This window comes from Ruegeria sp. P10 (assembly GCF_056534925.1).
Genome location: NZ_JBQERJ010000005.1, coordinates 206,169 through 218,135 on the forward strand (window position 1 = coordinate 206,169; position 11,967 = coordinate 218,135).

At 59.4% G+C, this 11,967-nt stretch carries 11 protein-coding genes; 3 read left to right on the top strand and 8 right to left on the bottom strand.

Annotated features, from left to right (window positions below; all coding sequences use genetic code 11):
• Positions 1-126 precede the first annotated feature (126 nt).
• The 3 genes from ACR0FB_RS10650 to ACR0FB_RS10660 are packed head-to-tail and all read right to left on the bottom strand — an operon-like array spanning position 127 to position 2,603.
• Positions 127-525, bottom strand: coding sequence for a (deoxy)nucleoside triphosphate pyrophosphohydrolase (locus ACR0FB_RS10650; protein WP_480486143.1), 399 nt, complete (start codon positions 523-525; stop codon positions 127-129).
• Positions 522-1,748 carry a bifunctional glutamate N-acetyltransferase/amino-acid acetyltransferase ArgJ gene (argJ, locus tag ACR0FB_RS10655; RefSeq protein WP_480486145.1) on the bottom strand — a complete coding sequence of 409 codons (1,227 nt, stop codon included), beginning with the start codon at positions 1,746-1,748 and terminating at the stop codon, positions 522-524. Before argJ ends, ACR0FB_RS10650 begins: the two co-directional genes overlap by 4 nt.
• A gap of 6 nt (positions 1,749-1,754) precedes the next feature.
• Positions 1,755-2,603 (bottom strand): peptidylprolyl isomerase, encoded by an 849-nt coding sequence (locus ACR0FB_RS10660; RefSeq protein ID WP_171724038.1) that lies wholly within the window; start codon positions 2,601-2,603, stop codon positions 1,755-1,757.
• A 176-nt stretch (positions 2,604-2,779) separates the two neighbouring features.
• Here ACR0FB_RS10660 and secA point away from each other — a divergent pair, with 176 nt between their 5' ends.
• The 3 genes from secA (at position 2,780) to ACR0FB_RS10675 (ending at position 8,095) form a co-directional block, all read left to right on the top strand.
• Positions 2,780-5,497, top strand: a complete 2,718-nt coding sequence (gene secA / locus ACR0FB_RS10665; protein WP_480620595.1) for a preprotein translocase subunit SecA — start codon at positions 2,780-2,782, stop codon at positions 5,495-5,497.
• Between the two features lie 99 nt (positions 5,498-5,596).
• Complete coding sequence (locus ACR0FB_RS10670; protein ID WP_171724036.1) at positions 5,597-6,514, top strand: hypothetical protein; 918 nt, start codon at positions 5,597-5,599, stop codon at positions 6,512-6,514.
• A 24-nt stretch (positions 6,515-6,538) separates the two neighbouring features.
• Complete coding sequence (locus ACR0FB_RS10675) at positions 6,539-8,095, top strand: phosphate ABC transporter substrate-binding/OmpA family protein (RefSeq protein ID WP_209834340.1); 1,557 nt, start codon at positions 6,539-6,541, stop codon at positions 8,093-8,095.
• A gap of 3 nt (positions 8,096-8,098) precedes the next feature.
• On the opposite strand, the gene radC is transcribed toward ACR0FB_RS10675, so the two are convergent.
• Genes radC through ACR0FB_RS10700 form a run of 5 tightly spaced genes read right to left on the bottom strand, consistent with a single transcriptional unit; the run spans position 8,099 to position 11,952 of the window.
• Entirely contained in the window at positions 8,099-8,854 is a 756-nt protein-coding gene (radC, locus tag ACR0FB_RS10680; RefSeq protein WP_152459563.1) for a RadC family protein, read from the bottom strand.
• A gap of 35 nt (positions 8,855-8,889) precedes the next feature.
• The gene (locus tag ACR0FB_RS10685) at positions 8,890-9,624 is read right to left on the bottom strand and encodes an ABC transporter permease (protein ID WP_152459564.1); all 735 of its coding nucleotides are present in this window, start codon (positions 9,622-9,624) and stop codon (positions 8,890-8,892) included.
• Entirely contained in the window at positions 9,621-10,349 is a 729-nt protein-coding gene (locus ACR0FB_RS10690) for an ABC transporter ATP-binding protein (RefSeq protein WP_480486150.1), read from the bottom strand. Before ACR0FB_RS10690 ends, ACR0FB_RS10685 begins: the two co-directional genes overlap by 4 nt.
• Complete coding sequence (gene tenA / locus ACR0FB_RS10695) at positions 10,346-11,020, bottom strand: thiaminase II (protein ID WP_480620597.1); 675 nt, start codon at positions 11,018-11,020, stop codon at positions 10,346-10,348. The genes ACR0FB_RS10690 and tenA overlap by 4 nt, the downstream gene beginning before the upstream one ends.
• Positions 11,017-11,952 carry an ABC transporter substrate-binding protein gene (locus ACR0FB_RS10700; protein WP_171635434.1) on the bottom strand — a complete coding sequence of 312 codons (936 nt, stop codon included), beginning with the start codon at positions 11,950-11,952 and terminating at the stop codon, positions 11,017-11,019. Before ACR0FB_RS10700 ends, tenA begins: the two co-directional genes overlap by 4 nt.
• Positions 11,953-11,967: the final 15 nt, after the last annotated feature.

The following is an 11,967-nucleotide window of genomic DNA, read 5'->3' on the forward strand; positions in this document are numbered from 1 at the left end:
ATCCGGCCCCGGGTCGGGCCGGAACGGCGTCGCCGGGTCAGACCGGAACGCTGCTGCCCCGATTAAGGACAAGGAGGACGATCAGCGTCAACTTTTTCGTGATGTTTTCTCAATTCTTACGAATTGTTACAGCCAATCCCGCAAAATCGGAAGCAGCGGCACATCCGCCGCCGGCATCGGAAAGTTCCGCAGGTCATTCGCGCGCACCCATTTCAGCGCCTGGCCCTCTTTCGACTGCGGAATACCCTCCCATTTGCGGCAGGCGAACAGCGGCATCAGCAGGTGGAAATCATCATAGCTGTGGCTGGCAAAGGTCAGCGGTGCTAGGCACGAGGCCCAGGTGTCGATGCCCAGTTCCTCGTGCAATTCCCGGATCAGGGCGGCCTCGGGGGTTTCGCCGGGCTCGATCTTGCCACCGGGGAATTCCCACAGTCCGGCCATGGATTTGCCTTCGGGACGTTGGGCAAGCAGCACGCGGCCCTCGATGTCGATCAGGGCGACAGCAGAGACTAACACGGTTTTCACGAGCGATAATCCGCGTTGATCTCGATATAGCCGTGGGTCAGATCACAGGTCCAGACGGTGGATTTCCCTTCGCCCAGCCCCAGATCGACCGCAATCACGAGGTCCTGACCTTTCATATAGGCGGCGGCGTCTTCTTCGCGATAATCCGGGCTGACCCAGCCGTTCTCGGCCACAAGAATATCACCGAATGAAATGCTGAGCTTGTCGCGATCCGCTGCCGCGCCCGACTTGCCGATGGCCATGACGATGCGGCCCCAGTTCGGGTCTTCACCGGCGATGGCGGTTTTCACCAGAGGGGAGTTGCCGATGGCCAGACCGTGGGTCTTGGCGTCAGCGTCCGAGGCGGCTCCGGTCACGCGGATTTCCACGAATTTCGTGGCGCCTTCCCCGTCACGCACCACTTGTTGCGCGAGGTCCAGCATCACTGTTTCCAAAGCCCGTGCAAAAGTGGCATCGCCGGTGGCATCAACGCCCGAAGATCCGGTCGCACACAGCAGCAGACTGTCCGAGGTCGAGGTGTCGCTGTCCACAGTGATGCAGTTGAAGGTGCGATCTGTCTGGGCGCTCAGCATTTCCTGCAACGCCGATTGCTCAACCTGTGCGTCGGTGAAGATATAGACCAGCATCGTCGCCATGTCTGGCGCGATCATTCCAGAACCCTTCGCTATCCCTGCAATAGAGACTGTTTTGCCACCGATTTCGACCTGTGCGCTCGCCCCTTTGGGAAACGTGTCCGTCGTCATGATCGCCCGCGCGGCATCTTCGATGGCATGGCGGCTGAGGCCGGATTTCAACGCTTCAAGCTGCGATATGATGCGATCATGTGGCAGCGGTTCACCGATGACACCGGTGGATGACGTAAAGACCCGTTCGACGGGGACGCCGGTCGCTTTGGAAACGGCCTGTGTCACCTCGGCAACCGATGTCTGGCCATAGTGGCCGGTGAACGCGTTCGCATTGCCCGAGTTCACAAGGATCGCCGCAGGTCCATCACTGGGGCCTCCTATTTTCTTCTGACAATCCAGAACCGGTGCCGCGCGGGTGGCCGAGCGGGTGAAGACACCCGCCACCGACGTGCCCGGATCAAGAACAGCCAGCATGACATCCGTGCGACCCTGATAGCGCACACCCGCTTCGACGGTGGCAAAACGCACACCGTCAATCGCAGGCAGTTCAGGGAAAGACGCCGGTGCCAGTGGCGATACCTTCGTGATCGTGGCCACTGGTCTTTACTCCTGAATCAGGTCCAGCTGGCGCATGATCTCGGGGCCTGCGCCTTCCAGCGCGGGGCGTTCGATCTGTGCCTGCTGCGTCAACTCGTCGATCCGCGCCTGGATGGCATCTTGCTGGATCGTTTGGGCCAGCTCATCGCGCACCGCGTCCAGTTCGGGGGCTTCGGTTTTGCGCTTGTCGTTCAGCTTGACCAGATGCCAGCCAAACTGAGTTTGCACCGGATCCGACACCTGCCCTTTTTCCAGCGCGATCACGGCTGCCTCGAATTCAGGTACCATCTGGCCTTTTCCGAACCATCCCAACGCGCCACCATTCGGACCGGACGGACCGGTCGAGTTCTCGCGGGCAAGTTCCGCAAAATCTGCACCATCATCAAGCTGAGTCTTGAGCGCTTTGGCTTCTTCTTCCGATTGCACCAGAATATGGCTGGCGTCGAATTCGTCTTCACCCGCAAAATCATTGAAACGCGCATCGTAAGCGGCCTGAATGGCTTCCTCTGTGACGAGATCGTTGGTCAGAGCCGCGACCGTCTGAACCGCCTGAAGCGACCGCTTTTCATTGTCGAGTGTCAGCGCGTTCCGCATGTTCAGGCCATCCTGTTGCTGTCCCAGCAATTGCTGCTGGATCAGCTGTTCCAGAATGAAATCGAACAGCACGTCGTCTTCCGCCTGCTGATATTGCGGTGGCAGAGAAGCGACGGTGGCGATCACGTGACCCAATGTGATCTCATCCCCGTTTACCCGAGCGACCACGGTCGACGCATCCGGCTGGGTTTCGGCGGCCAGCGGCAGGGCCATCACGGCGGCCAGGGCCAGCGATGGCAGAAAAGTGAGACCTTTGGGCATTGAATCATCCTATTTTCTTGCCGCGACAGGGCGCGGCGTTGACACTCTGGAACCTGCCGCTTACATCGCTTTGAAGCCTTGGACAGGGCCGCCTTTCACCCCCCGTATCTATGGGTTGCGCGCAAGGTGGGCAAGCCTGTCGCAACCACGAAAAGAACAGATCCTCTGGAGTGAACATGCTGGGACTCGGAACGCTCGCCAAAAAGGTGTTCGGAACACCGAACGACCGCAAGATCAAGGCGACCCGCCCTCTGGTCGAAAAGATCAATGCGCTGGAACCAGAGTTTGAAACGCTTTCAGATCAAGGTCTGATCGACAAGACCGAAGACCTGCGCAAGCGCGCACTGGATGGCGAAAGCCTGGACGACCTGCTGCCCGAGGCCTTTGCCAACGTACGCGAGGGCGCCAAGCGCGCACTTGGCCTGCGGGCCTTTGACGTGCAGCTGATGGGCGGCATTTTCCTGCATCAGGGCAACATCTCGGAAATGAAGACGGGCGAAGGCAAGACTCTGGTCGCCACCTTCCCGGCCTATTTGAACGCGCTGACCGGCAAGGGCGTGCATGTTGTCACGGTGAACGAGTACCTGGCCAAACGTGACGCGGAATGGATGGGTAAGGTGTTTGCGGCCGTAGGCATGACAACTGGTGTGATCTGGTCCGGCCAGCCCGACGCGGAAAAACTGGCCGCGTATTCCTGTGACATCACGTATGCCACCAACAACGAGCTGGGTTTTGACTATCTGCGCGACAACATGAAGGCGGATCTAGAGCAGGTTTACCAGAAACACCACAACTTTGCGATTGTGGACGAGGTCGACTCGATCCTGATCGATGAAGCGCGGACACCGCTGATCATCTCGGGTCCCGCGCAGGACCGGTCGGATCTGTACACCGCCATTGATGGCCTGATCCCGACGCTGAGCGACGATCATTACACCCTGGATGAAAAATCGCGCAATGTGACCTTTACCGATGAAGGCAACGAATTTCTTGAGGCACAGCTGCTTCAGGCCGGCCTGATTCCCGAAGGCCATTCCCTGTATGATCCGGAAAGCACCACCGTTGTGCATCACGTCAACCAGGCGCTGCGTGCACACAAGCTGTTCCAGCGCGACAAGGATTACATCGTGCGCGACGGCGATGTCGTTCTGATCGATGAATTCACCGGCCGCATGATGCCGGGCCGTCGCCTGTCCGAAGGTCTGCATCAGGCGATCGAAGCCAAGGAAAAGGTTCAGATCCAGCCGGAAAACGTCACATTGGCCAGCGTGACATTCCAGAACTATTTCCGCCTGTACGACAAACTGAGCGGCATGACCGGCACCGCGTTGACCGAGGCCGAAGAATTTGCCGAGATCTACGGTCTGGGCGTGGTCGAAGTTCCGACCAACCTGCCGATTGCCCGTATCGACGAAGATGATCAGGTCTATCGTACGGCCGCCGAAAAATACGATGCGATGATCGCCGAGACGAAAAAGGCGCAGGAAAAGGGCCAGCCGGTTCTGCTGGGGACCACGTCGATCGAAAAATCCGAACTGCTCAGCCAGATGCTGACCAAGGAAGGCATCAAGCACAACGTTCTGAACGCCCGCCAGCACGAACAAGAGGCACAGATCGTTGCCGATGCCGGTCGTCTGGGTGCGGTAACCATCGCCACCAACATGGCCGGTCGCGGCACCGACATTCAGCTTGGCGGCAATGTCGAGATGAAGGTCCTGAAAGCGATTGCCGAGAATCCAGACGCGGATCCGTCCGAGCTGCGGGCCGCCGAAGAAGCACGCCACGCCGAAGAAAAAGAAAAGGTTCTGGCTGCTGGCGGCCTTTACGTCATGGCATCGGAACGCCACGAAAGCCGCCGCATCGACAACCAGCTGCGCGGTCGTTCCGGTCGTCAGGGCGACCCGGGCCGAACGGTATTTTACCTGAGCCTCGAGGATGACCTGATGCGCATCTTCGGCTCGGAACGGCTGGACAAGGTATTGACCACGCTGGGCATGAAAGAAGGCGAGGCGATCATTCACCCCTGGGTGAACAAGTCGCTGGAACGCGCGCAGTCCAAGGTCGAAGGCCGCAACTTTGACATGCGCAAGAACGTTCTGAAGTTCGACGACGTGATGAATGACCAGCGGAAGGTGATCTTCAGCCAGCGCCGCGAAATCATGTCTGCAAACGACCTGTCCGAGATCGTTTCGGATATGCGCGAACAGGTGATTGACGACCTGATTGACGAATACATGCCGCCGAAATCCTATGCTGATCAGTGGGATACTGAGGGTCTGCACGTGGCGATAAAGGACAAGCTGAACATGGACGTCCCGGTTCGGGACTGGGCCGCCGAAGAAGGCGTGGATGACGAGCAGGTGCGCGAACGTCTGATCAAGGCCGCGGATGAGATGATGGCCCAGAAGGCCGTCGCCTTTGGCCCTGAAAACATGCGCAACATCGAAAAACAGGTTCTGCTTCAGACCATTGACAGCAAATGGCGCGAGCATCTGCTGACCCTGGAACACCTGCGCTCGGTCGTTGGGTTCCGCGGTTATGCCCAGCGCGATCCTCTGAACGAATACAAGAACGAAAGCTTCCAGCTGTTCGAAAGCATGCTGGATTCGCTGCGCGAGACCGTGACACAGCAATTGTCGCGCGTACGTCCGCTGACCGAAGAAGAACAGAAAGAAATGCTGGCGCAGATGGCCGGGCAGCAGGCTCAGGCGCAGGAGGCCGTGGACAAGGCCGCGAAACAGGCCGAAGCCAAGGCCGAGGCTGCGGCCTCGGGTGATGCGCTTCCGGGGTTCGACGAAAGCGATCCATCGACCTGGGGCAACCCGTCGCGAAATGATCCGTGCCCGTGTGGCTCGGGCAAGAAGTTCAAACACTGCCATGGCCGACTGACCTAACGTTGCCCGCCGAATCCACAATGTGTTCGCCTTGCGGCCACAAATTGGCCGCGATTCGTGGCGAATGTGCGATTTGCTCCTTCAACTGGGGAGGGTTTCTTGTTTGTAGTTCGAAACTACGTGACCATGTGCGGCACGGTCGCTTGTGCTTTGGGCATAGGCTACCTGATGCAGAACGGACCAACCGCGCAGCCTGCGAACGCGGGGGGTAGTGTTGATGTTGCCTCGGCATCTCAGCAATCCTCGGTTCTGTCGGGGTTGGATGCTATCGTACTGACTTCGGCTCCGGCGTCTGACGCAGATTTCGGGGCGGCAGCGCCCGAACCTCGCGCAGTTCCGTCAGCACCGAAAACAACGGATTGCAACATCAGCGCGCGCGCCGTCGCCGTCCCCGGTGCCATGGCACACCTGTCGCTGCGGGCACCCTGCCACCGAAACGAACGCGTTGAAATTCATCACAGCGGCCTGACGGTCAGCCAGAACACCGACGATTCCGGTGCCTTGAACATGTCCATCCCGGCACTGTCGGAATACGCGATTTTCCTGATTTCATTCGAAGATGAAACAGGCACGGTCGCCACCACTCACGTGACCGACATTGCCGAATATGACCGCGTCGTCCTGCAATGGCAGGGTGATACCGAGTTGCAGATTCACGCGCTGGAATTCGGGGCAAGCTATGGCAACAGCGGCCATGTGTGGAACGATTCCTCGGCAAATGGCGCAGGAGAAGTTCTGCGCCTGGGCCAGACGGGTCTGGGTCGTGCCAAGAATATCGAAGTATATTCCTTTCCGACGGGCGCGTCGGATCGGTCCGGCAGCATCGACCTGACGGTCGAAGCCGAAGTGACCGAATCCAACTGCGGGCAAACGCTGAATGTGCAGGCGCTGGAACTTCTGTCAGATAGCCGGCTGCGGTCGCGCGACATGTCCCTGACCCTGCCGGATTGTTCACAGGCCGGTGAGTTTCTGGTGTTGAATAATCTGCTCTCAGACCTGACAATCGCGGCAAAGTAATCCGCAGGCAGGCTCGACTCTCTTATGACTTTCTTTCGTGCGGCTGTGACCGCGCTGTTTACCGTTGCAGGTGCGACCTGTGCAATGGCGCAGGACATCACACTGACGTCTCATGACGGCAAGGTCGAAGTAACAGGCAACCTGCTGGGCTTCGACGGTGAATTTTACCGCGTTGATACGCAGTTCGGTGAGTTGACCGTTGATGGATCGGGCGTCACCTGCGACGGACCTGCGTGCCCCAGCCTGACGGATTTCGTAGCCGAGTTGCGGTTTTCCGGATCGTCTGTCATCGCCGAAACGGTCCTGCCCGCCCTGATCATCGGGTTTGCGCAGCAGGAAGGCTTGACCGCAACGCCTGCCCGCGTGGATTCTGACACCTTCGTCTATGAGCTTTTTCAGTCAGGCCGTGACGCCCCGTTGGCGCGGTTCTACTTTGACGTCGGGACCACGGATCGCGGCTTCGCCAAGTTGATCGGGGATCAGACAGATATCGTGATGGCCCTGCGCGAAGTACGCGAGGCAGAGCGGGATGCAGCCGATGCCGCGGGGCTGGGTGATTTGAAACGGGCCCGGCGATCCAGGGTTGTTGCATTGGACGCCATGGTTCCGGTGGTGGCATCCGATAGTGTGATGCGTCAGATTTCGCTGGCCGACTTGGCGCGCATTCTGTCAGGTGAAGTGAAGAACTGGATGGACCTGGGCGGGCCGGATGCTCCGATCGCATTGCATGTGCCGGATCCGGGATCGGGGCTGGCGCAAGCTGTCGAGGATCAGGTATTGAAGACCGCTGGCGTGGAACTGACCGATACCGCAATCCGTCATATTCGAACGAGCGATCTGACCAAGGCCGTGGCAAAGGACCCGTTTTCCATCGGAATCGCCAGCAAAGCGACAGCCGACAATACCCGAGCCCTGCCGTTGACCGGAGGGTGTGGGCATCCGCTGGCCGCCACCCGTCAATCGATCAAGACCGAAGATTATCCGTTGAACCTGCCGATGTTTCTGTATCTGCCCGAACGCCGCCTGCCGCGGATTGCACGGCAATTTCTGGCCTTTAGCCTAAGCCCCGGGGCCCAGATGGCCATTCGTGACGCAGGTTATGTGGATCAATCGCCTGAAACCTTGCCGGTTGGCGTACAGGGCGACCGGCTTGCCAATGCCGTCGCCACCGGAGGGCCCGAAGTTGGGCTGGATGAGCTTCAGCGCATGATCGAAACGCTGCGCCCGCTGTCGCGCCTGTCCCTGTCGGTTCGGTTCGAGCCCGGATCATCCCGTCCGGATGCGCAGTCACGTTCCAATATTCAGCAACTGGCACATATGCTTGACGCCGGCATATTGAAGGCGCGCAAGCTGGTGTTTGCCGGTTTCAGCGACGGGGATGGCGGGGCCGCCGCCAACGCCCGCATTGCCCTGCGACGTGCACAGACGGTACGAAACGCGGTTCTGGCCGCAGCCGAGACATCGATATCAGACAGTATCGAGGTGGTCGCGGAAGGGTTTGGCGAAGCAATGCCAATGGCCTGTGACGACACCGAATGGGGCCGCAAGGTCAACCGCCGGGTTGAAATCTGGGTGCAGTGAAGCTCACAGATACCCTTCGGACCGAAAGCTCAACTCGGTCGATTTTCCAATGATCAGGTGGTCGTGCAGGGTCAGGCCCAAGGCCGAACAGGCATCCTGAATACGGTTGGTCATGTCGATATCCGACTGCGAGGGCGTCGGATCACCCGACGGGTGGTTGTGCACCAGAATCAGGGCCGAGGCATTCAGTTCCAGCGCTCGTTTGGCAACCTCGCGCGGGTAAACCGGCACGTGATCCACGGTGCCTTTGGCCTGTTCCTCATCCGCGATCATTACGTTCTTGCGATCCAGATAGAACACGCGAAACTGTTCGATCTCACGATGCGCCATGGTGGTGTGGCAATAATCCAGTAGCGCATCCCATCCCGAGATCACATGCCGCTGCATCACCCGGGCGCGGGCCATCCTGTGGGCGCAGGCCTCAAGAATTTTCAGGTCGGTAACCACGGTATCGCCAACGCCCTTGATCTGGCGCAGCCGTTCCTCGGGCGCGGTCAGGACACGATTGAAATCACCAAAAGTGTCCATCAGCGCCCGCGCCAGTGGCTTTACATCCTGCCGGGGAATGGATCGGAACAGGACCAGTTCAAGCAGTTCGTAATCCGGCATCGCCGCCGATCCACCGGTCATGAACCGTTCGCGCAGCCGCTTGCGGTGGTCTTTTATGTAGGAGGGTAACCGGCCAGAGGGCAGCGGCTGCGCCGGCGCTTCGTCCGTATCAAACAGCATCGGGGCTTCGGCAAAGGCGTCCTGTGTCATGGGCGCACCCTGACCCAGAATCGGTTTCTGATTGGTTAACGCACCTCACCCGCCATGCGTGCCGTGGCCCGGCGGACAATCATGTGCAGAAGGATCGAGAATACGCCCAGGGTCAGCATCGCGGCAAACATGAGATCGGTCTTGGCACGTCCATTGGCCAGCAGCATCAGATAGCCCAGCCCCTGCGACGAGCCGACCCATTCGCCGATCACCGCTCCGATCGGGGCATAGACCGCCGCCAGCCGCATCCCCGACGCCAGCGACGGCAGAGCGGCCGGAATACGGATATGCCACAATACGGCGCGCTTGCTGGCCTGCATCGTTCGGGCCAGATCTAGATACCCCGACGGGGTGCGCATAAGCCCGTCAAAAAAGGATGAGGTGATCGGGAAATAGATGATCAACACCGCCATGGCGACCTTGGACCACAGCCCATAGCCCAGCCATAGCGTTAGCAACGGCGCCAATGCGAATACCGGCAGAGCCTGCGTGAACACGAGCATCGGCTGCACCAGGACCCGCGCCGCCCGCGAATTCGCCAGTTGCAACGCAGTGACGACACCCAGCAGCGTTCCGCATGCCAGACCGATCACCACTTCGATCGCTGTGATCCAGGTATGCTCGGCGATCACCCAGCGGTTCTGCCACCAGGTTTCGGCCACGACGGCGGGTCCGGGCAGGATGAACTTCGGCAACCCGGTCAGGGTCACGATGCCCTGCCAGATCAGCAAGGCAAACAAAGTTGCGGCCAGTGCAGAAAAATACTTCATGCCACGCCCTCGCGGAGAAGACGCAGCAAGGCACCCTGGGTTTCCAATGTCTCCAAATCATCCACGCGGCGCGGGGCCTGGGCCCGGGGCGGTTCGCACTGCGTCAATCCGTGTTCGGTCATCACCACGATGGATTGCCCCAGACGCGCGGCCTCTGCGGGATCATGGGTCACAAGAAGGACGGTGCGACCGTGCAATGCTTCAGCGGCCAGATCCTGCATGTCAGCGCGGGTGCGGGCATCAAGGGCCGAAAAGGGCTCGTCCAGCAAAACAACGGGGCGATCTTCCATCAGTGTCCGGGCCAGGGCGACACGCTGACGTTGCCCGCCGGACAACGCATTGGGCTTCTTGTTCATGTGATCCTGCAACCGCATACGCTTGATCAGGCGGTCACGTCGATCAAGATCAACGTTTTCCCCGCGCAGACGCGCACCCAGCGAGACATTCTGCGCGACAGTTGCCCAAGGCAAAAGAAGATCATCCTGCGCCATGTATGCGACACGCTCAGCCACAGGCAAGCCATCACTGGCCGTGATCCGCCCGGCGAAGACAGCCCCGGTCTCGAGCCCCGCAATCAACCTCAGAACCGTGGTTTTTCCCACGCCCGAACCGCCCAGCAGGCATGTCCACGCCCCGGCCCCTAGGGTCAGGGACAACGGCGCAAACAGGGTCGCGCCGTCGATCGTGGCAGTGCCGTTGATGGTCAGTTCGGGCGCAGGTGTCATGGCGTCAAACCCATCTGCCAGAAGTCGACTTCAAGCTCTGTCGCCTTGCGGAAGGTCTGGCACAGTCGATCCCAGCGTGGCGAACCCTGAAAATCAGCCCCAATACGTCTTGTTAGAGCCTGATCCAGCAACTCGCCAACCGCCACACATGCGGCTTGGTAATCTTCGCCGGCATAAGTGTCGATCCAGCCGCGATATGTCTCGGACGTTGCCTCGGCGGACAGGCGCGTACCGATCTCACCATACCCCATGACGCAAGGAACAAGGGCCGCCAGCAGGTCCAGAAGATCTCCGCTGTAGCCTGCTTCCAGAACAAACCGGGTATAGGCCAGATTCTCGTGTCGCTCTGGCGTGGCAAACAACTCTGCCTGCGAGATACCTTCCGCCGCGCAGATACCGATATGCAGTTTCATCTCTTCGCTGATCAAACCGTTCACAGTTCGCGATGCGGCAAGCATTTCTTTATGCGTTTCTGATTTCACCACGGCCAGCGCCCAGGCACGTGAGAAGTGGATCAGAAACACATAATCCTGCCGCAGATAGTGCAGAAACGCCTCGCGTGGCAGCGTTCCGTCTTTCATGCCCTCTACGAAGGCGTGGCGGGTATAATCCCGCCACGGATCCGCCGCAGCATCGCGCATCAGCGCAAAGGCTTTGCCATAATTGCTCATTGCGCGGTCACGTCGATGGTGATGTCACTGACCGGAAGGACGCTGTCGATCATCCCGCTTTCGTTCAGGAAGGTTTCGAACCGGGCATAACGACCGGCATCAAAACCTGCCGGACGCAGCGCAAAGCGCGGCAGTGTATCGACCCAGGCGCGGGCATTCAGCTCGTCCTGAAGTTCAGGCGAGGTCGCCGCGAAGATTTCCCAGCTTTTTTCCGGATTATTGACGATAAATTGGGTCGCTTTTTCAGTCGCGGCGAGGAACCGGGCGATCTTGTCCTTGTCCATCGTTTCCGGATTGGCGACATAGATCAGTTCATCATAAGACGGAACGCCCTCTTCCTCGATATAGAAGCAGGTGCCGGGACGACCTTCGATATCCATCTGGTTCAGTTCGAAGTTGCGATAAGCGCCAATCACCGCGTCCACCTGACCGGTCATCAGCGACGGCGAGAGGGAAAAGTTGACATTGATCAGCTCGACATCGCCCAGCGCAACATCGTATTTGCCCAGAACGGTGCCAAGGATGGCTTCTTCGACCCCCGCGACCGAGAAGCCGATTTTTTTACCCTTGAGGTCAGCAGGCGACTTGATCGGCCCGTCTTCCAGCACCAGAAGACAGTTCAGCGGCGTCGCAACCAATGTGCCGACACGCTTCAGAGGCAGGCCCTCGTGAATCTGCAAGTGCAATTGCGGCTGGTAAGACACCGCCAGGTCGGCTTGGCCGGCAGCCACCAAACGGGGCGGGGCGGACGGGTCGGCGGGCGGAACGATCTCGACCTCAAGCCCTTGTTCGGCAAAATAGCCGTTTTCCTGCGCCACGATGATAGGACCATGGTCAGGGTTGATGAACCAGTCCAGCAGGACGGTCATTTTGTCTTCGGCCCATGCCGGCGCGGCGGCCAGAAGGGCGATGGCTGTCATCAGCTTTTTCATATCTCGCGTTTCCCT